Below are 23,849 nucleotides of genomic sequence, written 5' to 3'. Positions count from 1 at the left end.
ATTGACACACCCACAGGATACTCCGGGTTGTCGATACGGGTGTATCGGCAAAGTGGAATGAACCCATAAGAGGTAAGGTGATGATAACCAGAAAAGCACTGCTGTATATGGCCGGTCTGGCCCTGACAACTTCAGCGACGGCCCGCGCGGACAGCGGTGATGCCCAAAATAGCGTGACCGTCGGCGTCGGCGCACAGTCTGCGCCCCGCTACAGCGGCTCGGATCAAACCCGCCTTCAGCCGGTTCCGGTTTTCCAGGCCCGACACGGTGCCTTCTTTGCGGATGCTCAAAAAGGCATTGGCTACGATTTACAAAGCAACAGTGGACTCTACCTGGAACATACGCTGGGCTACAACCTCGGACGAGATGACAAAAATTCAGACTGGCGTGACGGCGGTAAGAGGCTGAAGGGCATGGGCAAAATCGATCCCACGGTCAATACAGCGCTGGCCATCGGCTGGCAGGTCACGCCATGGCTCAGCGCCGAGGGCAAAGCGGTTCTGCCGTTCAGTGACGATCAGGGCGTCAATTATCAGGCATCCCTGACCCTTCTGCCGGTGCAGAGTGAAAGCGATACCGTCGCGTTGCAAACCGCGGCATTATTTGGCGATGCCCGCTATATGAATACCTGGTACGGCGTCAGTCAGGCGCAGAGCCAGCGCAGCAGGTTTACGCGCTACCGCGCGCCGGGCGGTTTTTACGGTATTGCAACCTCTCTGATCTGGAGCCACCAGTTTGATCCTCACTGGGGAACGCTTATCAGCGCGGGCTATACCTGGCTTGGCGATCGCGTAGCCGACAGCCCTGTTGTTTCCCGGCGCAATGAAGCAACGGGCACGGTCGGCTTTACCTATACATTCTGATGCTTTCTGCGCATAAGCGTTTCCATGCCGTGCCTCATTGCGTACCTGCCCGTGCAGGCTCGTATCGATATTTATCAAACCTGGGCAGCCAGCGGGAATAACAATATGCTGTCGGACGACGTATTTTTTACGGGGCTGGTATGTTGGATAAGAGAAAACTTAACCAGAAAAGTCACCGTTCAGGAGGTGGCGGCCCGCTACGGTTATTCAAAGTGGTATCTGAACCGGTGCTTTGTGCGCTACGCCGGTATCAGCCTGGGTGCTTTTATTCGTCTGGAAAGGATGAAGGCCGCCGCTGATGAGCTTATCAGCGGCGACCAGCGAATTATAACTATCGCCCTGCGCTATGATTTTGAGTCGCAGCAGACGTTTACGCGGGCATTCAGCCGACAGTACGGTATGCCGCCCGGCGCGTTCAGGCAGGTTATGCGCAAAGCGAAGCCTGAACATTCAGAGAACGCTCACGCCCGAACATGCTAGCGGCTGATTATCATTCCCTTTCATCGCTTTCAGTATTGCCCGGACATACCTGCTCTTCCTTCTCTACGGCTGCCACGCTCGTCTGAATTATCGCGAAGGCTGGTTTTGCTTATCGAATCCGGCGGCGATCTGACGCTATGCTTCTGGTGAGCCTCCTTCCGTCAGGCCACCGCTCAAGATCTATACGATACAGGCATGGTCGCCCGGCTTACTGGCTGATAAATAAAAATTATTATAAATTTCAATTAATTAAATAAAAAACTCATCTGAATTATCGGTTTTGTCCGATTTTTTTACGTTTACTGCGTCAGTTAACAGAATTTTTCATAAACTCATCTGCGTAAACCATTTACGCTGCAGATAACCGTGAAGACAGCGGTTACTGGATGTTTATGACTTCGCTGACAGCCTGTGGTTGTTGCTGGATATAAGGGAAAAGAATGCCATTACTATTCGATGAGTTATCTGGCGCGCCATCGTGGGTGCCTGCTTTATTGCTCGTCACGCTCTCTTTCGCTGCGGGGGCCGTTGCGCGATTTATCATTCTCAGGTTCATCCGCTACTGGCAGAATCGTGACAGGAAATTATTTAAATCCCTTGAAAAGCATCTTCGCGGATCAATTTTTCTTTTCATCCCGCTGATGTTAATCAACGTCGGGCTTAATTATATTAATATTCACCCGCACTATCTTGATCTTATTACAACGATTATTAATACCTTCATTATACTTTCGCTTTGTTCTATCCTGATTCGTTTGACTAATGTCGTGCAGGATATGCTTTTTATCCGCTATGACATTAATCTTTCTAATAATCTTCGTGCCCGTAAAATCCGTACGCAGATAATATATGTAAAAAAGGTCGCTATCGTCCTGCTCGTGACGCTGTGTGTTTCACTGATCCTGCTCAGCTTCCCCGGCGTGCGAAAATTCGGCACCACAATTCTGGCCGGTGCCGGGGTGGCCGGAATAATAATTGGCTTTGCCCTGCAAAAGTCGCTCGTTAACCTGTTTGCCGGTATTCAGATAGCCTTCACCCAACCGATTAAAATTGATGATGCTGTAGTGGTTGAAAAAGAATGGGGCTGGATTGAGGAGATAAACCTGACGTATGTGGTGGTGCGTATCTGGGATCTGCGCCGGCTGGTTCTGCCCATCACCTACTTTACAGAAAACGCCTTCCAGAACTGGACGCGTAACAACGCCCAAATATTAGGCACTGTTTTCCTTTACCTTGACTACTCCATGCCGTTAGAACCTCTGCGTCAGCATTTCGAAAAAATCCTCAGTGAAACAAAGCTCTGGGATCAGGAAACTCAGGTGCTGCAGGTAACGGATACTGATGACAGAACCATGACCATCAGATTATTGATGACGGCACAAAACTCCCCCATGGCCTTTGATTTACGCTGCCACGTGCGGGAAAAGATGATTGAGTTTATTCAGCAAAACTATCCGCAGTGCCTGCCTAAAACCAGGGCAACACTGGCCGATCCGCTGCTTGACGGCCCGGGAAGTCGATAACTAATTGCGTTTTTTTCTGAAAACAGAGAGTTGGACGTACAGTGCCCGTCAGGGCGCGGCACAAGCATTCGGGCAGCTGTGCTTCCGCTTCTCGCTTTCAGGCGCCGGCTTTATGCCAGGCAGACACCACAAGAGATCGCAGAACAGAGCCAACGCTATGCTAATGACGTAACGGCTGCGCCGCAGGCTCGAAAAACTGATATGACCCATCCTGTCGTGCTTTCGCCTGGTACATCGCTTTATCGGCATTTTCAAACAGCATGTTGGCCGATGCCGCCCCGAACCGTGCGAGGCTAATGCCAACAGACGCCCCAATGCGTACTTCTGTGCTATTGATAGCAAATGGCTCTTTCAGGCTGTTAATAATGCGCCGGGCGATGGCAGATGCCGCCTTGCGGTTGGTACATTTCGCGGCTACCACAAACTCATCCCCGCCCAGACGCGCCACCGCATCGCCAGGGCGCATACAGCGCCGTAGCCGCTCGCTTACCAGCTGTAGCAAAACATCCCCTACTGCATGCCCCATCGAATCATTGACCGCCTTGAACCCGTTCAAATCGATAAACAGGACGGTGGTATAGGCCAGATCTTTTTCCTGCGCAAGCATGTGGCTCACCCGGTCGTTGATCCAGGCCCGATTAGGCAACCCGGTTAACGTGTCGCGGGTGGCCAGTTTTTCGAGCTTGCGGATCCGCTCTTTATCATGAGTAATATCCCGCGAAACCAGCACGGCACCGATGTTCTTGCCGGTGGAAGGGTCGCTGACGCCGCAGGCCTTGGTGCCAAGCGTAATGTAGTGACCGTCGCGATGCCGCTTACGCACCTCGACCACATCCGACCGCACGCCACCGTTGAAAAGGAATACCAGTGCATCCGTAGCGGATGCCCGGTCATCGGGGTGCAGGAAATCCACCACCGGTTGACCTTTCATCTCATCGGCTGACCAACCGATCATTTTGCTGTAAGAAGGCGAGATTGAAACGTACCTGCCGTCTGCGTCGCAATGGGCGATCAGGTCAGTGCTGTTTTCAATTAACAGACGGTATTCCGCCGCCGTGCGCAGCGCTTCCTCCAGGGCTTTGCGCTGCCCGGTTATATCAAAAATGAAGCCGCTATATTGCAGGCAAGGAACATTGGGTGGACAGTCAGGCAGGCCTGAAACAATCACACAGCGTGTCGTGCCATCCAGACAACGGATTGGCACTTCGATATGAAAAGGCGTGACGCATTCCAACGCCGCAGTCAGCTGCAGCGCGATCTGCGCATCATCATCAGCCTGTGCGAGCCTCAGCCATGCACTTAGCGTTACGCCTTCCAGCGTGGGTATAAGGCCAGCAGGGCTTTCCTGACTGGTGATGCAAATGCCCTGGGCGTCTGTGGACCAAACGGCGGAAAGAGTAGGTTTGATCACAGTGTTCATGGTGGTCGGATCCGTTGTTGGCTGATGCCGCAGTTTCTACGGTGCCATTTCACCTGCCGGAGCGGGAAATTATCTATGGCAAAACTCAAGGTCAGAAGCAGTAGACTGCGTTTATCGGCTAATTCGCCCATAACCTTTAATGAATATTGCTTGATTAAACGGCCATACAGCCTGCAACTGTCGCGTTATGCCTGAATTATACAACGCGTAGGGATTTTCGACTTTTCCCGGCATCGTTACGTTATGTAAGGCAGCCTGAGGTTCTGCGTCACCTGCGAAAACTAATGCGGCAGTACATTAGCTGTTGGGGGGATGGTCAGCACATTCAGATGCTTTTCTGTCTCTGGCGTACTGCCGTTTTCACGGACGAATTTATAGAGGTTGTCGACAGATCCTGGCTCAGTTTTTTCCTTATGGGTTTCGCCGCGCCTGGCGGACAGACACGACGAATGTGGAAGATTGGCTGAGATCAGGAAGCGGCGTGGGTATGGTAAATTTTGCTCACCACCGTCCAGCGTCCGTTGACCTTCAGCAGGTTGAAAAAGTCCGTGAAGCGAAAGCCTGAAATATCGTCGGTATCGATACGCGCGCTTGCCGCCGTGCCCACGATGTCAACGCGTAAGATGGCGGCCTTCGCCTCCGGTGAAGGGCGGAACGCGCTATCGATGGTGTCGAAAAGGCCCTGAATCGGCCCGCCTGTAAGATTTGCATCGCCGTCAACGCCAAAAATCGTGGCCCGCTCGCTGAAGGCGGGCTTCATGATCTCACTTTTTGCCTGCTTTCCGCCTTCGTTGTACTGGCTGAGTACGTCCACAATGGCGTTATATTCCTGCACGTAGGTTGCGTCGGTCATAGCATCTGTCTCCGGTAGTGTTGTGTCGGTCATCCGTACGGATACCCGTGATTCGGTTCAATCGCTTTTTTATGACGAACAGCAGCAATGATAGCCATGCCAGTCAGCACATCGCCGCGCTGTAAAAAGTCTTCGGCGCTGAAGCTGCCCTACTGGTCAGCCGGGAAGCCGGGAAAAAATCAGCGTCGCTGCAAAAGCGAGTTCTGACATGGGCCCTACACAATTATGTAGTGACCACTATATAATATTCCTATTGTATAGTGACCGCTATGTAATATGTCAAGAGAATGGTTATATGCCCGACGTGAAAACGAAAAACGCAGGTGTCAGTGGTGAAAAGCCCAAAGGCCGCCCGCGCAGCTTCGATCGTGACAGGGCCCTGCTCAGGGCGCTGGACATCTTCTGGCGTAAAGGGTTTGAGCCGGCCTCGGTTGCCGAACTCTGCGCTGCCATGGAAATCAATCCGCCCAGCCTTTACTCCGCCTTTGGTAACAAGGCGAAACTTTTTCTGGAGGCCGTAAGCTATTATGAAAAGGTTTACTGGAAGGCAACCTGGGAGCGGCTTGAAGAGGAGCCGGATATCACGCAGGCAATTGATAAATTCTTCAGCGAAGCGGCTGACATTCTGCTTTCGCCTTCCGCTCCCTGCGGCTGCATGGTCGTTCTTGCGGCCATCAACGTCTCTCAGGAATCCTCTGACGTTGTAGAGGCCGTGAGCGTGCTCAGGCAGGAAGGGAAAGACCTGTTTGAAAAGCGACTGCGCCGAGCCGTACGTGAGCAACAGCTGCCGACCGATACCGCCACCGCTGCACTGGCTACTGTCCTGAATACGCTCCTGGAAGGCATGTCGATCGAGGCGAAAGACGGTGCCACACCGGCAAGCCTCAGGGCGACCGGGCAATATGCGTCGCGTTTGTTGCCATGCCAAAAATAGCGATCGCACAAAATGTACCCTGCCGCACTAGACGACCGGTCAATTTTAACGTTATGCTGATCGGACTATGAAAAAACAAGCGACAAACGTGCGTCAGCACATCATTGATGTTGCCCGGACGCTTATCACACATAAAGGCTACAGCGCCGTCGGCCTGGCTGAGATCGTCAAAGCCGCCGGCATTCCTAAAGGCTCGTTCTATTACTACTTCCGGTCCAAGGAAGAGTTTGCTGAAGCCCTGCTGGAACATTACTTCACCCATTATCTCGTTCAGGTTGAAGAGCAGCTACGCGGCAGCGAACCCGCCAGAGAACGGCTGCTGCGCTACTTTGCGTTCTGGAAGGCGACCCAGGGGGCTGACCTGCCGGAAAGCAAATGTCTTGTCGTCAAGCTTGGAGCAGAAGTCTGCGATCAATACGACAGCATGCGAAGCGTTCTGGCAAAAGGAACCCTTGAAATTATCGGCAGGATTACGGCGTGCATACAACAGGGGCAAAACGATGGCTCCCTCTCAGCCAACAGGGATGCAGAGGCCCTTGCTGAAGAGCTTTACCAGCTCTGGCTGGGCGCTTCGCTGATGGCAAAAATTCACGTGCCCGAACAGGCGTTCGACAAAGCAATGAGTGCAACAAAGCGGCTGCTCGCGTAGCCGCCTTTTTTTCTGCCAATTTACTAGACGACCGGTCAATTATTCAGGAGTAACCATGACTGACAACAGTACCCGAACCGATCTTTTCTCTCCCGTGACTATGGGGAAATTTCAGCTGGCTAACCGTATTATTATGGCGCCGGTAACCCGCAGCCGCTACGGTGAAGATGGCGTACCGAATGAGTTACATGCAACCTACTACGCCCAGCGCGCCAGTGCCGGACTGATTATTTCAGAAGCCACAAACATCTCAGCTCAGGGCCGCGGCTATGCAGCAACGCCAGGGATCTGGAGCGAAGAACAGGTGGCTGGCTGGAAAAAAGTCACTGACGCCGTTCATGCAGAAGGTGGAAAAATTGTCTGCCAGCTCTGGCACGTAGGCCGCTTTTCCAGCGTTGAGCTGCAACCCAACGGCGAGCGTCCGGTTGCGCCTTCTGCTATCAAGGCTGAAGGCCAGACGTATACCGTCAATGGCTTCGTGCCGGTTTCGACGCCGCGCGCGCTCGAAACCAGCGAAATTCCGGGCATTATTGAGCAATACAAACACGCCGCAAAAAACGCCCTTCGCGCAGGGTTTGACGGCGTGGAAGTGCATTCTGCAAACAGCTACCTGCTCGATCAGTTCCTGCGTGATTCAACTAATCATCGCACCGACGCCTGGGGCGGCTCGATTGAAAACCGCGCGCGCCTGACGCTGGAAGTCACTGAAGCGATTGTTAATATCTGGGGCAACGATCGCGTGGGCATTCGCCTGTCACCGGTTACCCCTGACGCAGGCAACACGCCGCCGGACAGTAACGTAATGGCAATGTATGGCTATCTGATCCAGCAGCTGAACCGCTTTAAGCTGGCCTATCTGCACTTTGTTGAAGGTGCAACGGCAACCTCCCGCGAGGTGCCTTCTGACGTGGATATGGATGCACTGAGCGCGCAGTTCGACGGTCTGTTTATCGGGAACAATAACTATGACCTGGAGATGGCCATCAGCCGCCGCAATGCCGGGCTTATCGATGCCGTCGCTTTCGGTCGTCTGTTCATTTCTAACCCGGACCTGGTTAAGCGACTGCGTTATGGCGCCGGGCTGACCATCGCGCCAAAAGAAGCCTATTACGGCGGCGGCGCGAAAGGTTACACCGACTGGCCGCAAGGAAATTACTGATCAATAAAAGCGGCGGGATCTTCCCGCTGCCTGTTCCTGACAGGGAAGGATAAGAAAATGAATTATTTGCAGAACAAAACGGCTGTTATTACTGGCGCGTCATCGGGCATTGGCGCCGCAACCGCGATGGAACTTGCGCGTCATGGCGTGAATATTGTTGCGGCCGCGCTGGATCAAAGCGGCCTTGATAAGCTGGTAAAGGATATTGAGTCCGCTGGCGGCCATGCTTCCGGTCTGGTGACGGATGTGACACGTCTGGAAGATACAAAGGCGCTGGTCAAGCATGCTACTGAAACCTTCGGTACTGTTGATATCCTGATTAACAACGCCGGACTGATGCTGTTTTCAGCCTGGAGCGACATCGCGTGGGACGACTGGAACAAGATGGTCGACGTAAACATCAAAGGGTATCTGAACGCGATTGCGTCCGTCCTCCCGGTTATGCTCGACAAAAGTGCCGGACAGATCCTGAACATGGCTTCTGTCGCGGGCCACCAGGTTGACGCCGGCGCGGGCGTGTACAGTTCGACCAAATTCTTTGTCCACGCCATGACGGAATCTATGCGTAAGGATCTGGGCGTGAATAAGGGCATCAGGGTAAATACCATCAGCCCGGGCGTTATTAACACGGGATGGGCTGACAAGGTGAGCGATCCGCAGGGGCGTAAGGCGGCACAGGAACTGACCAAAATTGCTATCAGCCCGCAGGATGTAGCAAATGCGGTTGTCTACGCCCTTAACCAGCCTGAGAATGTCACGGTCAACGATCTTATTGTCTCCCCTACGAAGCAGAACTGGTAAATCAATACTGGCAGCCTGCTGGCTGCCACTTCTGCTCTGTCGTAACCGGGCTTATATTGCCGACAGGCTCTGGCTGAGGGTTCAGCGGGCAGCATGATATCAATGCGGATAGTGTCGCCCAGCGTTCACTATATGCATATCAGATGCGGGCCTTGCGTCCCCTGCGTGGCGGAAACAGACGTGAAAAATATGCCATTCTGCTCGACGGGCAACTATCCTGTCTTACACAAGCCATCTGCAATATGAGTATTCTGAGGATGTCGATATGACCATGTTTTACCAACTTACCGCCACCAGCCTGAGTGGCCAGCCGATCCCTATGGCCGACTACGCTGGCAAGCTGGTGCTCGTGGTCAATACCGCCAGCCATTGTGGCTTTACGCCACAGTACGCGGGCCTTGAATCGCTCTATAAGCGGTACGCCGCCCAAGGGCTGGTGGTGCTGGGTTTTCCCTGCAATCAGTTTGGTAAGCAGGAACCCGGCAGTGCTGACGACATCGCGCAGACCTGCCACATCAACTATGGCGTGAGCTTTCCGATGTTTGAGAAAGTGGCGGTCAACGGCGCCCTGGCGCACCCGGTGTTTCGTTACCTGAAAGCCGAATTGCCCGGCGTGCTGGGTGGGCGAATCAAATGGAACTTTACTAAGTTCCTGATCGGACGCGACGGCAAACCACTTAAGCGTTTTGCACCGATCTCTACCCCAGAGAAAATGGAAGCCGCGATCCTTGCTGCACTGGAATAAGCGCTTCAGTTAAATTATAAAGGCTGTGCGGCAGCCTTTATAAGGTAGCGTAGCGATAATAGAAATGATGAGAGCACTGCGTTATTGACTTGTGTGATGCGCTTGATGGGAAGGTTTGGGCAGGTGCCAACTTGCTTTGTTTTTAATCAGATGCCCGCATCCCTGATATCGTGGGCGTTGATTGCACCATTAACCTCGCCGGTCGCAGAAATTACAGGAGCAGCGGATATTTTACGTTCCTGAAATAAAGCCAGCGCTTCAGCCGCATACTGACCGGCCGATAATGTAAAGCCGGGCGAGGTCATTGCATCCTGAACCGCCGCACTGAGCGTTCCGCCTTTCAGCAGCCATCGACGCAAATCACCGTCAGTAAATATTCCCGACAGCCTGCGGTCTTCGTTTATTATAGCGACAAGGCCCAGCCCGGTACGCGTCAGCTCAAACAGAGCGTCATGAACGGTCGCAGACTTACTTACCAGGGGGATCTTCGCCTCCGTACGCATAATATCGCCGACCCGGCACAGCAGCCGCGTACCAAGACTGCCTGCAGAGTGCCTCGGCGGGATGAACATAAAAGGCCGGCGTGCCCGTGCTGGCCAGCGTAGCCGCAATTTTACGGCCGATATGCCCTGACTTCCCCATCCCGCTGACGATAACTTTCCCGCTGCAGGCATGGATACGCTCACAGGCCTGCAAAAAGTCATCATTCAGTCGCTCTGTCAGGCGGGACGCTTCATGCAGTTCCGTTTCAATCGTCTCGCGGGCAGTATCCAGTATTATGTTATTCATGAACTACTCTTCTCCGGCGATGATAACTTCGATGCCTTTTTCCTGAAGCTGCGCAACGGTGTCATCAGTAATATCGCTGTCGGTGATTAGCACGTCGACAGCGTCAAGGCTGCACACCACGTTCGGGCTGCGGCGGCCAAATTTGGACGAATCCACCAGCAATACGATTTTCTTGGCGGCCCGGCACATGGCCTGGCTGACGGCAAACACCTCATTAAACGTCGTCACGCCAGCAGTCATATCCACGCCGTCAGCGCCTATAAATAGTGTGTCGAAACTGAAGTGACTGAAGGCAGATTCTGCCAGGCTGCCATGGAATGACGCTGACGTGCCGCGATAGGTGCCACCGGGCATAAGAATGACCTGATCGTTATCCAGCTCAACCAGCTCATTCACGATGCTCAGGCTGTTTGTCATCACGGTGATATTGTTGAAGCGCGTAAGATACGGCACCATCTGCAGTACCGTACTGCCGGCATCAAAGATAAGCGAGTCACCTTCGCTGATAAGTGACGCTGCGCACGCGGCGATCCGCTTTTTCTTTTGCGTGTTGATGAGCGTTTTTCTGTCAATAGGCTGATCTCCTTCATCGCGGTTTAGCATCACGCCGCCGTAAGTCCGGATTACTGCCCCTTCCTGCTGGAGCCGCGTGAGATCTTTTCGAATAGTGGTCCCGGTCGTATTGAAGTGGGCAATAAGCGCATCTACAGTGGTACGGCCGTTTTGCTGCAGATATTCAAGGATTTGTGCCTGACGCTGTATCGGTTTCATAAAGAGATCCTTTCAGTTTCTGAACTTCCCCATCATCCCGGACGTCTTAACTCGCGATGCAAAGGAATAAACTTTCAGAATGAAAGCTATCATCTTTTATTTGAAATGGCTAATGCCAGGGCTTCCTGCAGTGATTTATTTGCAGGAAATATGACTTCAGGACGTATATCGTCCAGCATAGCGCCGGTCAGTCGCTCCTCGGAATAAGGATTTGCAAAAACGGTCAATCCCTTTATAACGAAATTACCGGTTATCCTGCCTTCATCACCGATGGCCAGTGCCAGAACAACCCGGGGTTTAAAGCGCCCCGCCGAGCGGCCAATTCGAACGCGGCCGCATTCGGAAAGCAACGCCAGGGCCCGGTTGAACCGATTTATCTGCAGCCAGCCCAATACTATTTGTGTCGTCCACGCCAGCGCGGCCACACATATCAGGGAATTTACAGGATCCATACTTTCTCCTCATGAAGCCGGCAGCCTGCGCCACCGGCTTTTTCTGTCAGAACATTACCTGTCCGCCGGTAACGTTGATGGACTGTCCGGTGCAGTAGGCTGCCTTATCGCTTGCATAGAACAGCATTACGTTGAGCACGTCTTCATAGTCACAACCCCGCTTCAGCGGCACCTTGTCGATATAATGCTGTTCAACTTCGTCAGGACGGATACCCAGCTTTTCTGCATACTGCGGCAGCAGCGACTGAAACATTGGGGACTTCAGCAAATTACCCAGCATCAGCGAATGAACGGTGATGCCGTATTCGGCCAGATCCAGCGCCAGTGACTGCGTTAGCCCTACGCCGCCAAACTTGGCCGCGCTGTAACCGGAATTGTGTTTACTGCCCACTTTGCCAGACTTTGAGTTGATCTGGATAATGCGGCCTTTGATCCCTTCCCTGATCATCAGCTTTGAAAACTCGCGGGCGCAGAGGAAATATCCCACCAGATTCACCTGCAGTGACAGGTCAAAATCACTCAGCCCGAATTCCGTAATCGGTGCGGCTTTGGCAATGCCCGCGCTGTAAAGCAGCAGATCAGCCCGGCCAAAACCTGCATCAACCTGACGGGCCAACGCGATGACGCTCTCTTCGTTTGTAGCATCCACACGAAAGGGCATCGCACAGCCAGCGCCATAACGCTCATTGATTGTGTCCGCAACCTTCTTCGCATTGTCTTCATTGAGGTCGGCAACCGCCACCTTATAGCCGGCTTCAGCCAGCCCTTCGCACAGGTAAGCACCCAGCGTCTGGCCACCACCGATGACTACAGCAACCTGATCCATTTTTATCTCCTGATTATTCACTCAACATACGAAACTTCTGGCCCGGTTCAATTGAGGCCGGCGCGCTGCCTGCAACATGAACCGTGCCGGGAAACTCAGCCTGTCCGGCGCCGTCAAACCGCACGGTGATATGACCGAGATCGCGCAAATTTTCACGAGCCACGCTGCCAACGGCCGTTACCGGGTATTCCTGCTCTCCGATAGCCAGCACGGAGCCGGTATCAAATGCCCCACCGTCGTTCACGTCCGTTCGGTGAATAAAGCAGTATTCCGCCACGTCCTGGGGTGCCCCTTCTCCGAAGGTGATGATGAAGTTGTCATCAAGGGATTCGTTCGCACTGGATCCGACCGAAATAAACGTGGATTCATAAACGGTTTTCATAATTGCTCCACCCTTTACTGATAGATAAACCCGGACACCGCCCAGGCAAGAAGAACCGATGGCGCACCGGTAAGAAAGCGACCAACCAACACTGATGGCACGCCTACGCGAACGGTCTCCTGACGGGCTTCCGCAATCGACAGTCCGACGGGAATAAAGTCACAGGCGGCCTGTGAGTTAATGGCGAACAGTGCCGGCAAAGCCAGATGCGGCGGGATAGTACCCTGCCCAATCTGTACGCCTACCAGCACGCCAATAACCTGCGCAATCACGGCACCGGGGCCGAGGAACGGCGAAAGCAGCGGAAAAGAGCAGATAAGCGCCAGCGTGACCAGTCCGATCGGGCTATTGGCCAGCGGCGTCAGGCCGTGCGCGATAAAATCGCCCAGCCCGGAGGCCATGATGATCCCGATGAGAGCTGAAACAAATGCCATAAAGGGCAGAATGGTTTTCAGTACTGTGTCAATGGTTTCGCGACCGGCCTGAAAGAAAACTGCAACGACCGATCCCATCCCCATGCCGACTTTCGCCAGCAGTCCGTCGCTCTGCTCGGTGATTTTTTTACTGGTGTCATAGTCGCGGCCTTTGCCAGCGGATGCAGGATCAGGCTGCTGTTCAACCACTGATGAAGACGCACCGTTACCGGCCTGAATGTCCTGCGGGCGTACCCCGGATACATAAATATCTTCCGTGATGTACTGCGCCAGCGGGCCGGATTTTCCGGTGGCATGAATGTTGATGGTGGGTATACGTCGCTTGGGATAAAGGCCGCAGCGCAGCGTACCGCCGCAGTCGATGACCGCCACGCCGATTTCTTCTGCCGGTGGCTCGCCTTCTTTAAAGCCGTCAACGGCTTCCCAGCCGGTGACTTCTCTCAGACGGTCAACAATCGCCGGCCGGGTGCCAGCCGTAACGTAAACAATTTTTTTTCCGGGCGTAACGGTGATGGTGAGCGGGCCACCCCAGCCACTTTCGCCTTTTTTAACGGTAATGGTGTCAGTCATCTTTTACTCCGCTCTTATAAACGAACCTGACGTTCGAGTTGCACGCCCATCTTTTTTTCAAAGATGGTCGTGGTGAGGTCGGTGACCCAGCCCCTGAAGAAATTCGTGACCATGCCGACCAGCAAATAACTGACAGCCAGCGGCCCCAGCGGCAGGCCAAGCGTGGTCAGGCCGTTGGCTATGCCCAGATAGACAAAGAGTTCACCCGGGTTGATGTGCGGAAAAAGCCCGTTCATGGAGTGACAGCTGTAGGACGCGGCGGCGTAATAGCTCGGCTTGTATTTTTCCGGCATAAACCTGCCCAGGCTATGCGTCATGGGATTGCAGAAAACAAAGGTGCCGATAACGGGAAGTAACAGATAGCGTGAGACCGGATTACCGGCACAGCGCTGCGCCAGTGATTCAATACGTCGCTGCCCTACGAACACAATCAGCGCATTCATGACGACCAGCAGGCTAATAAGTAGTGGAAGAATACCGGTTACCATGCCGGTAAAGACCTCCCCCCCTTTCTGAAAGAGCCCGATAAACCATTCGGCTCCGTGCGTGATGCTTTCAATCATTTAGAAACCCCTTCGTGTAGAGAACAGATTCACTTTCTTATTCACTGCGACAACAAGGTAGATCGAAAACGAAGCAATAAAAGACGATCGCATCACAAAGTGAATATAAAATCTTTCAAAATAAAAGATAAAATGAAAGGTAAAATCTTTCATTTTCTGCTGCGAGGGCGGGAAATGTGTTGTTTACAGAGATGGAAAAACGGCAGAAAGAAGGGGTTAGAAATGGATTACAATTCAGCTCGGGAACAGATGAAAATCATGGCGGGTATGCTGACTGGGCGCAGTGTCAGAGCAGCCACAGATCATTGCCTTTACTGCGGATTTGCCTGTGAGCTTGCGTTGTTTTTCAGCAAAATCAGGAAAATTTCAGTCAGCAAATCGCCAGAATCGTTAGCCCATAAGGCTGTTTTTAAAATGACATCGTGAACAAACTATTCCTGTCTGTAATCAAGATATTCAATGAATTGCTGCACGGCCCGTGAAGCGCTTTTTCTGTTCCGGAAAGCGAGGCCAATCTCACGACAGGGCGATACGTCAATTTTTCTGGTGATGATACTGTAGGGGATCTTTCTGAGAATAAGTGAAGGCAGAATACCAACGCCAAGGTTTTTCTCCACCATGGTCATAACGGCGTAGTCATCCCACAGGGTAAATTTTACGCGCGGTATGAGACCGGCCACTCTGAATACCTCCGATATTTCATTATTTTTCCCTTTTTCAAGCAGTATGAACGGCTCCTGACATAATGAGGCAAGTGGGATTACATCATGTTCTGATAAGGCATGTCCTTCAGGGAGAACAGCCAGATACTCATCGTTTTCCAGAAAAAGGGTTTCTAATGCGGACGAAGCAGGTAAACGGGTGAAACCGCAGTCAACCCGGCCTTCAGCTATCCAACTTTCTATTTCTGTATAGTCCCCGAGCAGCAGCTCAAAATCGATGTTGGGATAATCTTTCTGAAAGGCCTTTAAGATGCCAGGCAGCCAGTGAGTAGCCACGCTGGAAAAAGTACCGATACGAATAATCCCAGACTGAAGCCCGTTGAGTGCATCGACCTCACCCTGGAGCTTCTGGTACGCCTCACAGACCTTTTTTGCAAACGGCAGAAGTTTGATGCCATCCGAAGTCAGCCGCACACCCGTCCGGCTGCGTTCAAACAGCGTGACGCCCCACTCTTTTTCAAGCTCGCTAATCATCCGACTGATACCGGACTGTGAATAGAAAAGCTTTTCTGCCGCTCTGGTAAAGCTCTCTAGCTCCACTACTTTCAGGAAGGCTTTGTACTTTTGAATATTTATATCCATAGCGGTTTTCATCATCCGGATTCATCATGCTTTGCATGCTAAACATTCGTTTTTGTAATAACAACTAAGGTGATAACTTTTCGGCAAGTGAATGCCATAACCGGCGCTGCCCGGGGTTGATAAAGGACACACAAGTTAATGCAACTGAGTAAATCATCTTTCGCCTCACAAGGTGCAACATCGGGCTTTGTCCTGCTCTGGGGCTGTGCCGCAATATTTACCCGACTGGGGCTGGATAACGCCTCGCCCTTGGCACTGCTTATTTTCCGTTTTGCCATTGCACTGGGCGCGTTGTTGATAATCGGCATTTTTCGCCGCCGTTGGTTGCCGGAAAAGGGCTCCTGTCGGCAGGTCGTTCTGACCGGCCTGATGCTCATTGGCGGCTATTCGGTGTGCTACTTCCAGGCCATGGCGCACGGCGTCACGCCCGGGCTGATTGCGACCATTATGGGTATTCAGCCTATCCTTACGCTTTGCGTCGTTGAGCGCAGGATGCAGGGACTCCGCCTGGCCGGACTGATGCTGGCGCTTTCAGGGCTTATCCTGCTGGTCTGGCGAAGCCTGTCTGCGTCACACCTGCCCGTATCCGGCGTTGTCTTTGCCCTGGCTGCACTGCTGTTCATGACGTTTGGTGCCATCATGCAGAAAAAAATCCGCCAGTCTCCGGCCGACGTGCTTCCCCTGCAGTATGGAGTAAGCCTGGTGTTGTGCGTGTGCCTGCTGCCCACAGATATTTTTCACGTCAGCTTCACGCCAGCCTTTTTCACCTCAGTGCTGTTTTTGGGCGTATTGATTTCCGTGGTTGCGCAGCTGCTGCTTTACCGCCTGCTCAGCGCCGGGAGCATTGTTAACGTCACCAGCCTGTTTTATCTGGTACCTGTCATTACGGCCGTGCTGGATTACCTGCTGCTGGGCAATACTCTGCCGTGGTCTGCCGTAGTGGGCATGGGAGCTATTCTGCTTGGTGTCATGATGGTATTTCGGACACCCCGCCCGCAGATGGCATAACGTTCTTATTCCCCTGCTACTCGCTATCGCCCCTTATGCCGTCATACCGGGCGCTCAAGCCTCGCGAAAGGGGCTAAGCACTCCTGAGTCAGGGCTGATGACGGGGCTGAACTTTGCAGGCGGCTCGGAGTTTGCCGCCATACAGCTCTTGCACAATTTGCTGCCGCAACCGGCCAATACGCCTTTCTGCTGCAAGGCTAAATAGACGCGGAAAATTCACAACCTTTCCACCAGCGTTTTTAATTGGGCAATCACTGCCCCCTTCTCATCCTCGTTTTCTCCGCCGCAGGGCCAGGTTGACTGCCGGACAATCAAACGCGTCGGCAGCAGCTCACGGATGCGCATCTGCGGTGCGGCCATCTTCTGAACTAACAGCTCAACGGCTTTTTTCCCTAACTTATCGAAATCCTGCGCAACGGTTGTTAACGGCGGCTGGAAATAGAGGCTGTCCGCCGTATCGTCATAGCCGGTAACGGAAACCGCCCTGCTGCCGGTGCGATTAAGCTGTGCCAGCGCGCTCAGCACCCCGAGCGCCATTTGATCGTTCGCGACGACGATCGCGCTAATGCGCGGCTGCTGATGCAACAGCTCAAAGGCTTTGTGCCAGCCGCTGGCCGCGCTCCAGTCGCCAAAGACCGTCACCGCGTTGCTCACCCCAAGCCGGTGCAAGGCTTCGCGCCAGCTGCTTAACCGCATTCGCGCCGAGACGGAACTCTCTGGCCCGGCAAGCAGACCGAACTCCCGATGCCCCAGCGTCCAGAGATGGTTGACGCAGGCACCGCAGCCGTCCAGATGATTAAACCGCACCGAGCAGACATCGGTTTCCGGCGAAATATCTAAAAACAGACAGCTAATATCCGGGTTCTCACTGACCAACTTTTCCGCCAGGCTGCTTTCCAGGGGAAGATTGATGATGGCGCCACGGATATTCTGCGCGCGAAACTCATGCAAACGTGCCTGAAGAGAAGCGTAATCGGCCGTTACCGGCATCGCGATAGCAACCTCCAGCTGATGCGCGCCCGCGTGACTCTTTATCGCGGCGGCGATTTGCGAAGGAGCATGCAGCGTTAACGACGCGGTAATCAACCCAATCGACGGCGCCGATTTCCCCGCCAGCAACTGTGCCGAACGGTTAGGCACGTAATGCAACGCCTGCATGGCGTGGATGACTTTGTCACGGGTTCGTTCAGAAACCACATCAGGCCTGTTCAGCACGCGCGAAACCGTCTGTTGTGATACACCGGCCTCACGAGCCACATCTTCCAGAGTTGCCATACGCCGCTGCATCTTCTTCTCCTTTGGTCTCTCTCGTCAATGTCTTACGCTAACATTTATTGTCTAAAATACGACAAAAAATGGCTGTTTCTGTTCTGTTTCGTGATCGCCAATGAGTTTCAATCTCAACAATATTGCGGCTACTAACAAAATATCTGATAACACACTCCATCTTGTCTGGCGAATGACATTTACTTTTAGCTATCAGGTAGACCTATGCGCAATCACGACGGCCATGCCCCCCACAGCGTTTCGTTTCATGACGTGCTTGCACGTGAAGACTGGCAAAACCAGACCATTACGCACCTGAACCGTTTACCGGCCCATGCGCCTTTCTCCAGCTGGCGCGATCTTCGCGCTGCAAGGGAAAACCAGACCTCATCACACCGCCGTCAGCTGGATGGCCAGTGGCAATTCACTTATGCGCGCAGCCCGTTTGAGGTGGACGCCAGCTGGCTGGAAAGCGATCTGGCGGAGAGCCGTCCTACGCCCGTGCCTTCGAACTGGCAAATGGAGGGTTACGACGCGCCAATCTATACCAACGTGCGCTATCCCATCGATACCACGCCGCCGCGCGTGCCGGAAGAGAATCCGACCGGCTGCTACTCGCTGACGTTTAACGTGGAGGAGAGCTGGCGGGACGAAGGTGAAACGCAGATTATCTTCGACGGTGTAAACTCCGCCTTCCATCTTTGGTGCAATGGCAAATGGATCGGTTACTCGCAGGACAGTCGCCTGCCTGCGGCCTTCGATCTCAGCGCCGCGCTTCAGCCGGGCGAGAACCGCCTTTGCGTTATGGTGATGCGCTGGAGCGCGGGCACCTGGCTTGAAGATCAGGATATGTGGCGGATGAGCGGCATCTTCCGTTCAGTATGGTTGCTGAATAAGCCGTCGCTGCACCTGAGCGATGTTCAGCTTACGCCGCAGCTTGATGCGCTTTATCGCGACGCTGAGCTGGAGGTGAATGTCACCGTTGCTGCTCCGGAACGGCTGCTTGAAAAACTGACGGTCAACGTGGAGCTGTGGCATGACGCGCAGCGGGTCGCCAGCCACCAGCAGCAGCCCGGCTCGCCAGCCATTGACGAGCGAGGCAACTATGCGGAACGCGCCATGATGCGCGTTCCCGTGGAGCGTCCGGCCCTGTGGAGCGCGGAAACGCCGAACTGCTATCGGGCCGTCGTCTCGCTGTGGCACGGCGATAAGCTGATCGAGGCCGAGGCCTGGGATATTGGTTTTCGCCGGGTTGAAATCGACAATGGCCTGCTGAAGCTGAACGGTAAACCGCTGTTGATCCGTGGCGTTAACCGTCACGAGCATCACCCTCAGCGCGGCCAGGTCGTTACAGAAGAGGATATGGTGCAGGACATTCTGCTGATGAAGCAGAACAATTTTAACGCCGTTCGCTGCTCGCACTATCCCAACGCGCCGCACTGGTATGAACTCTGTAATCGCTATGGCCTGTATGTGGTCGACGAGGCCAATATCGAAACCCACGGCATGGTGCCGATGAATCGTCTTTCCGACGATCCGGCCTGGCTGCCGGCCTGGAGCGCCCGCGTCACGCGGATGGTGCAAAGCAATCGCCACCACCCGTCGATCGTTATCTGGTCACTGGGCAACGAATCCGGCGGCGGCGGCAATCACGAAGCCATGTATCACTGGCTCAAGCGTAACGATCCGTCACGCCCGGTGCAGTATGAAGGCGGCGGCGCGGACAGCACGACCACCGATATTATCTGCCCGATGTACGCCCGCGTGGAAAACGATCAGCTCATTCCGGCCGTGCCGAAATGGGGCATTAAAAAGTGGATCGGTCTGCCCGGCGAGCAGCGCCCGCTAATCCTTTGTGAATACGCTCATGCCATGGGCAACAGCCTGGGCAACTATGCCGACTACTGGCAGGCGTTTCGTGATTACCCACGCCTGCAGGGCGGCTTTGTCTGGGACTGGGCCGATCAGGCGATTAGCAAAACCTTTGACGACGGCAGCATCGGCTGGGCCTACGGCGGTGATTTTGGCGATAAGCCCAACGATCGCCAGTTTTGCATGAACGGGCTGGTGTTCCCTGACCGCCGCCCTCACCCGTCATTAATCGAGGCCAAACACGCGCAGCAATACTTCCAGTTTGCCCTGCTGTCGCAACATCCGCTGCGCATCAGCATTGTCAGCGAGTATCTGTTCCGTCCGACGGATAACGAGGAGCTGCACTGGCAGGTTCAGGCAGCCGGTGAAACTATTAGCCAGGGCAGCACAACGCTTGCGCTGCGGCCTGAAGGCCAGAGCGAGCTGACGCTGCTGGAGGAACTGACGTTGCCCGCCGGGGCCGAAGAGGTCTGGCTGACGCTGGAGGTTATCCAGCCGCAGGCCACCGCCTGGTCCGCTGCCGGGCATCGCGTTGCCTGGCAGCAGTTTGCGCTCGCCGCCCCGCTGGTGTTGCGTACGCCTCAGCCAGCAGGCGATGCGCCAGAGCTTGCACGCAGCGACAGCGCCTGGACGGTGCGCAGCGGCTTACAGCAGTGGGTGATTGACCGTCAAAGCGGACTGTTGACGCACTGGGAAGTGAACGGCGTGGAGCAGCTGCTGACTCCGCTGCGCGACCAGTTCGTGCGTGCGCCGTTGGATAACGATATTGGCGTAAGCGAAGTGGAGCGTATCGATCCCAACGCCTGGGTTGAACGCTGGAAAAGCGCTGGCCTGTACGATCTCACCGTTCGCTGCGTACAGTGTGACGCGCAGCGTCTGGCCCATGAGGTGGTCATCGACAGCTACTGGCACTACCTGAGCGGGAACGAGGTGGTGATCATCAGCCATTGGCGGATGACTTTTGATGCGCAGGGCAAGCTGCATCTGGCCATTGACGGCGAACGTGCCGCCACCCTGCCGCCGCTGCCGCGCGTCGGGCTGACTTTTCAGGTGTCGGATCAGAATAAACCGGTTTCATGGCTGGGATTCGGCCCGCATGAAAACTACCCGGATCGTCGTACCAGCGCCTGCTTCTCTCGCTGGGAACTGCCGCTGGAGGAGATGAGCACGCCATACATTTTCCCGACCGAAAACGGACTGCGCTGCGACACCCAAGCCCTGGACTGGGGGCGCTGGCATGTGGCGGGCGATTTTCACTTCTCCGTACAGCCCTACAGCACCGCGCAATTAATGAAGACCGATCACTGGCACCGGATGCAGCCGGAAAACGGCGTCTGGATAACCCTTGACGGCCGGCATATGGGCGTTGGCGGCGATGACTCCTGGACGCCCAGCGTATTGCAGCAGTGGCTGTTGCTTGAAACGAAATGGCACTACCAGTTAACGATGCATTTCCAATAATAATCGGGGGCGCAGGCCCCCGGCTTATCGGTATAACCAGATGGAAAAGTCGCCATGAAACTCTCTGCACTCGCCCCAAGAGAACGTCATAATTTTATTTACTTTATGCTGTTCTTTTTCTTTTACTATTTCATTATGTCCGCGTATTTCCCGTTTTTTCCGGTCTGGCTGGCGGAAGTTAACCATCTGACCAAAACAGAAACGGGGATTGTTTTTTCCTCTATTTCACTGTTTTCGATTGTCTTCCAACCGGTATTTGGGCTGATTTCCGATAAGCTGGGGTTACGTAAACACCTGTTGTGGACAATCACGGTCTTACTGGTGTTGTTTGCGCCCTTCTTTATTTTTGTTTTGTCGCCTCTGCTGCAAATGAATATTTTCGTCGGCGCGCTCGCTGGCGGTATCTATTTGGGGGCTGTTTTCTCCAGTGGCTCCGGGGCGGTAGAAGCCTATATTGAACGCGTCAGCCGCGCTAACCGTTTCGAGTACGGCAAAGTTCGCGTTTCCGGCTGTATCGGCTGGGCGCTGTGTGCCTCCATCACCGGCATTCTTTTTGGCATAGATCCTAATATTACTTTCTGGATCGCCTCCGGTTTTGCCCTGGTGCTTGGCGTACTGCTCTGGGTGTCACGCCCGGAAGGCAGTAACAGCGAGCGGGTTATCGAGGCACTGGGCGCCAACCGCCAGGCCTTCTCGCTGCGCACCGCCGCCGAGCTGCTGCGGATGCCGCGCTTCTGGGGTTTTATTGTTTACGTGGTTGGCGTCGCCAGCGTCTATGACGTTTTCGACCAGCAGTTCGCCAATTTTTTCAAAGGCTTTTTCTCCAGCCCACAACGCGGCACCGAAGTGTTTGGCTTCGTGACTACCGGTGGAGAATTGCTCAACGCCTTGATTATGTTCTTCGCCCCCGCCATTGTGAACCGCATTGGCGCGAAGAATGCCCTGCTGATCGCAGGCGTTATTATGTCGGCACGTATTCTGGGGTCGTCTTTTGCTTCATCGGCCGTGGAAGTTGTTATCTTAAAAATGCTGCATATGTTTGAACTGCCGTTCCTGCTGGTGGGCACTTTTAAATATATTTCCTCCGCATTTAACCCAAAGCTTTCGGCAACGTTGTTCCTGATAGGCTTTAATTTATCGAAACAGCTCTCGGGCGTGGTGCTGTCGGCATGGGTAGGCCGGATGTATGACACCGTTGGTTTCCATCAGGCTTACCTTGTGCTGGGCTGTCTCACCTTAAGCTTTACCGTCCTTTCCCTGTTTACGCTGAAAGGAAGTAAAACCCTGCTCCCCTCCACCAGCTATAACAGCGCCGCCTGATAATAAACGCCCGTGTTGTTTAACGGGCTTTTAACTTGTCGATCCGAATAAAGACAGAATCAGATTATGAGAATTTAACTGCAGTGGCTAACCCGCCATGTGGTTCTTCTGACCTGATACTTTTTTTGTATAACCAAAATAACAATTCATTAACCGCAATCAAGGTGGAACAATTAAAAAATTCAGAAAAAGGAGAGATTATGTATACCCGAAATTTATCCCAGGATTTTACAGTCAGCGCTGTCGGCTATGGGGCCATGGGCCTGAGCGAATTTTATGGTCAGACAGATGACAAGGCTTCTCTACAGCTGCTCTATAACCTTATTGACCTGAATATTACGTTAATTGATACCGCTAACCTGTACGGGCGAGGCCACAATGAACGACTTATTGGTCACTTTCTTGCCGGGCTCGATAAGGCCACACGCCAGCAGTTTAAAATTGCCACAAAGTGCGGGATCGATCGCTCCCCTGACGAATCTTATGCCCGCACCATTAACAATCAACCCAATTATATTACCCGCTGCTGTAATGAATCCCTTAAAAGACTTGGCATTGAGCGGATCGATCTGTTTTATCTTCACAGGGTCAGTCAGGCTACACCTGTTGAAGAGAGCATGGAATGCCTGAGCCGTCTCGTCAAAGAAGGTAAGATCAACCATATTGGACTCTGCGAGGTTTCCGCTTTAACCCTGCGCCGCGCCCATGCTGTACATCCTCTCACAGCCCTGCAGACGGAATATTCATTGTGGACACGCGATATTGAAGATGAAATTCTCCCGGCAGTGAAAGAGCTGGGTATTGGTCTGGTTCCTTATTCTCCGCTGGGCAGAGGCTTTCTGACCGGGAAATACCGTAAAAACAGCGATTTTGCGGAAGGTGATTTCCGTAAAAATAATGCGCGATTTATTCAGTCCAGCCTCGATCATAACGCCCAGCTTCTTGACGTTATGCAGCCGCTTGCTGAAAAATACAGCTGCACCACAGGTCAGATTGCGCTAGCCTGGCTGCTCGCGCAGTACGATAAGCTGGTACCGATTCCCGGCACCAGGCACATCAATTATCTGACCGAAAATGCGCTCGCGGCCGACATCGTTCTGGACAACTCAGATATTGCCTTGCTGAACAATATTCACCAGCGTATTGAGATCAAAGGCGAACGGTATTCAGAGGAAGGCATGAAAGGCGTTAACGCCTGAAATCAGCCCTTATAATCAAAAAACCGGATCATGCCGGTTTTTTGTTCTTAACCAGCGCAGCTGCTGTAGAGCTGATATTTTTAGCGATAAACGCTCAGCGCTATGCCTTCACCACCATAAATGCCGTTTTAATTTCTGAGTTAGCAAACACGCCCTGTGAGGCCAGAACCGGCAGTCCTCTTGCCGTAGCAGTAGATCCACAGAC

At 53.6% G+C, this 23,849-nt stretch carries 24 protein-coding genes and 1 pseudogene; 14 read left to right on the top strand and 11 right to left on the bottom strand.

What is annotated here, in order from left to right:
• Positions 1-80 precede the first annotated feature (80 nt).
• The 3 genes from ACA373_RS03575 (at position 81) to ACA373_RS03565 (ending at position 2,866) form a co-directional block, all read left to right on the top strand.
• The gene (locus ACA373_RS03575) at positions 81-863 is read left to right on the top strand and encodes a MipA/OmpV family protein (protein ID WP_125290026.1); all 783 of its coding nucleotides are present in this window, start codon (positions 81-83) and stop codon (positions 861-863) included.
• A gap of 24 nt (positions 864-887) precedes the next feature.
• Entirely contained in the window at positions 888-1,343 is a 456-nt protein-coding gene (locus ACA373_RS03570) for a helix-turn-helix domain-containing protein (RefSeq protein WP_370734018.1), read from the top strand.
• Positions 1,344-1,783: 440 nt separating this feature from the next.
• Positions 1,784-2,866 carry a mechanosensitive ion channel family protein gene (locus ACA373_RS03565; RefSeq protein WP_253454289.1) on the top strand — a complete coding sequence of 361 codons (1,083 nt, stop codon included), beginning with the start codon at positions 1,784-1,786 and terminating at the stop codon, positions 2,864-2,866.
• Between the two features lie 160 nt (positions 2,867-3,026).
• Here ACA373_RS03565 and ACA373_RS03560 read toward each other — a convergent pair whose 3' ends face one another.
• Together ACA373_RS03560 and ACA373_RS03555 are read right to left on the bottom strand one after the other, a co-directional pair.
• Positions 3,027-4,286 (bottom strand): sensor domain-containing diguanylate cyclase, encoded by a 1,260-nt coding sequence (locus ACA373_RS03560; RefSeq protein ID WP_301729586.1) that lies wholly within the window; start codon positions 4,284-4,286, stop codon positions 3,027-3,029.
• 469 nt (positions 4,287-4,755) lie between these two features.
• Positions 4,756-5,139 carry a nuclear transport factor 2 family protein gene (locus ACA373_RS03555; RefSeq protein WP_370734017.1) on the bottom strand — a complete coding sequence of 128 codons (384 nt, stop codon included), beginning with the start codon at positions 5,137-5,139 and terminating at the stop codon, positions 4,756-4,758.
• 295 nt (positions 5,140-5,434) lie between these two features.
• On the opposite strand from ACA373_RS03555, the gene ACA373_RS03550 reads away from it, so the two are divergent.
• From ACA373_RS03550 to ACA373_RS03530, 5 genes are all read left to right on the top strand, one after another.
• Complete coding sequence (locus tag ACA373_RS03550) at positions 5,435-6,073, top strand: TetR/AcrR family transcriptional regulator (protein ID WP_301250900.1); 639 nt, start codon at positions 5,435-5,437, stop codon at positions 6,071-6,073.
• Positions 6,074-6,140: 67 nt separating this feature from the next.
• Positions 6,141-6,722 (top strand): TetR/AcrR family transcriptional regulator, encoded by a 582-nt coding sequence (locus ACA373_RS03545; protein ID WP_301250901.1) that lies wholly within the window; start codon positions 6,141-6,143, stop codon positions 6,720-6,722.
• A gap of 55 nt (positions 6,723-6,777) precedes the next feature.
• Positions 6,778-7,881, top strand: a complete 1,104-nt coding sequence (locus ACA373_RS03540) for an alkene reductase (RefSeq protein WP_370734016.1) — start codon at positions 6,778-6,780, stop codon at positions 7,879-7,881.
• A 57-nt stretch (positions 7,882-7,938) separates the two neighbouring features.
• Positions 7,939-8,682 carry an SDR family oxidoreductase gene (locus ACA373_RS03535; protein WP_369894762.1) on the top strand — a complete coding sequence of 248 codons (744 nt, stop codon included), beginning with the start codon at positions 7,939-7,941 and terminating at the stop codon, positions 8,680-8,682.
• A 265-nt stretch (positions 8,683-8,947) separates the two neighbouring features.
• On the top strand, positions 8,948-9,427 hold the full coding sequence (locus tag ACA373_RS03530) for a glutathione peroxidase (RefSeq protein ID WP_301729587.1): 480 nt from the start codon (positions 8,948-8,950) through the stop codon (positions 9,425-9,427).
• A 146-nt stretch (positions 9,428-9,573) separates the two neighbouring features.
• On the opposite strand, the pseudogene ACA373_RS03525 reads toward ACA373_RS03530, so the two are convergent.
• The 7 genes and pseudogenes from ACA373_RS03525 to ACA373_RS03495 all read right to left on the bottom strand — a co-directional run bounded on the left by ACA373_RS03525 (position 9,574) and on the right by ACA373_RS03495 (position 14,214).
• A pseudogene (locus ACA373_RS03525) lies at positions 9,574-10,216 on the bottom strand (CBS domain-containing protein).
• A 3-nt stretch (positions 10,217-10,219) separates the two neighbouring features.
• Positions 10,220-10,987 (bottom strand): DNA-binding transcriptional repressor, encoded by a 768-nt coding sequence (locus ACA373_RS03520; RefSeq protein WP_369894764.1) that lies wholly within the window; start codon positions 10,985-10,987, stop codon positions 10,220-10,222.
• A gap of 89 nt (positions 10,988-11,076) precedes the next feature.
• Positions 11,077-11,439: a transcriptional regulator GutM gene (gene gutM / locus ACA373_RS03515; RefSeq protein ID WP_369894765.1), complete on the bottom strand. Its 363-nt coding sequence runs from the start codon at positions 11,437-11,439 to the stop codon at positions 11,077-11,079.
• A 46-nt stretch (positions 11,440-11,485) separates the two neighbouring features.
• The gene (gene srlD, locus ACA373_RS03510; protein ID WP_369894766.1) at positions 11,486-12,265 is read right to left on the bottom strand and encodes a sorbitol-6-phosphate dehydrogenase; all 780 of its coding nucleotides are present in this window, start codon (positions 12,263-12,265) and stop codon (positions 11,486-11,488) included.
• 13 nt (positions 12,266-12,278) lie between these two features.
• Positions 12,279-12,647 carry a PTS glucitol/sorbitol transporter subunit IIA gene (locus ACA373_RS03505; protein ID WP_369894767.1) on the bottom strand — a complete coding sequence of 123 codons (369 nt, stop codon included), beginning with the start codon at positions 12,645-12,647 and terminating at the stop codon, positions 12,279-12,281.
• Between the two features lie 14 nt (positions 12,648-12,661).
• Positions 12,662-13,651 carry a PTS glucitol/sorbitol transporter subunit IIB gene (locus ACA373_RS03500; RefSeq protein WP_369894768.1) on the bottom strand — a complete coding sequence of 330 codons (990 nt, stop codon included), beginning with the start codon at positions 13,649-13,651 and terminating at the stop codon, positions 12,662-12,664.
• Positions 13,652-13,665: 14 nt separating this feature from the next.
• Positions 13,666-14,214 (bottom strand): PTS glucitol/sorbitol transporter subunit IIC, encoded by a 549-nt coding sequence (locus ACA373_RS03495; RefSeq protein ID WP_370734015.1) that lies wholly within the window; start codon positions 14,212-14,214, stop codon positions 13,666-13,668.
• A gap of 222 nt (positions 14,215-14,436) precedes the next feature.
• Between ACA373_RS03495 and ACA373_RS03490 the strand changes: the two genes are divergently transcribed.
• Positions 14,437-14,640: a hypothetical protein gene (locus ACA373_RS03490; protein WP_369894770.1), complete on the top strand. Its 204-nt coding sequence runs from the start codon at positions 14,437-14,439 to the stop codon at positions 14,638-14,640.
• Between the two features lie 5 nt (positions 14,641-14,645).
• Here the strand turns inward: ACA373_RS03490 and ACA373_RS03485 are convergent, their stop codons facing one another.
• On the bottom strand, positions 14,646-15,533 hold the full coding sequence (locus ACA373_RS03485) for a LysR family transcriptional regulator (RefSeq protein ID WP_370734014.1): 888 nt from the start codon (positions 15,531-15,533) through the stop codon (positions 14,646-14,648).
• Between the two features lie 123 nt (positions 15,534-15,656).
• Here ACA373_RS03485 and ACA373_RS03480 point away from each other — a divergent pair, with 123 nt between their 5' ends.
• A complete protein-coding gene (locus ACA373_RS03480; RefSeq protein WP_370734013.1) occupies positions 15,657-16,526 on the top strand; it encodes a DMT family transporter in 870 nt (289 codons plus the stop codon).
• 7 nt (positions 16,527-16,533) lie between these two features.
• The gene (locus tag ACA373_RS03475) at positions 16,534-16,731 is read left to right on the top strand and encodes an AzlC family ABC transporter permease (RefSeq protein WP_370734444.1); all 198 of its coding nucleotides are present in this window, start codon (positions 16,534-16,536) and stop codon (positions 16,729-16,731) included.
• Positions 16,732-16,742: 11 nt separating this feature from the next.
• Here ACA373_RS03475 and ACA373_RS03470 read toward each other — a convergent pair whose 3' ends face one another.
• Complete coding sequence (locus tag ACA373_RS03470) at positions 16,743-17,813, bottom strand: LacI family DNA-binding transcriptional regulator (RefSeq protein ID WP_253454293.1); 1,071 nt, start codon at positions 17,811-17,813, stop codon at positions 16,743-16,745.
• Between the two features lie 204 nt (positions 17,814-18,017).
• Between ACA373_RS03470 and ACA373_RS03465 the strand changes: the two genes are divergently transcribed.
• From ACA373_RS03465 to ACA373_RS03455, 3 genes are all read left to right on the top strand, one after another.
• Positions 18,018-21,125: a beta-galactosidase gene (locus ACA373_RS03465; protein ID WP_370734012.1), complete on the top strand. Its 3,108-nt coding sequence runs from the start codon at positions 18,018-18,020 to the stop codon at positions 21,123-21,125.
• Between the two features lie 54 nt (positions 21,126-21,179).
• Entirely contained in the window at positions 21,180-22,445 is a 1,266-nt protein-coding gene (locus ACA373_RS03460; protein WP_253454295.1) for an MFS transporter, read from the top strand.
• Positions 22,446-22,645: 200 nt separating this feature from the next.
• Positions 22,646-23,644, top strand: a complete 999-nt coding sequence (locus ACA373_RS03455; RefSeq protein WP_253454296.1) for an aldo/keto reductase — start codon at positions 22,646-22,648, stop codon at positions 23,642-23,644.
• Positions 23,645-23,849: the final 205 nt, after the last annotated feature.

This window comes from Erwinia sp. STN24, from assembly GCF_041320675.1.
Taxonomy (GTDB): Bacteria; Pseudomonadota; Gammaproteobacteria; order Enterobacterales; family Enterobacteriaceae; genus Erwinia; species Erwinia aeris.
Note: the sequence above shows the minus strand (reverse complement) of the source record. Positions and strands in the feature narration are given on the sequence as shown.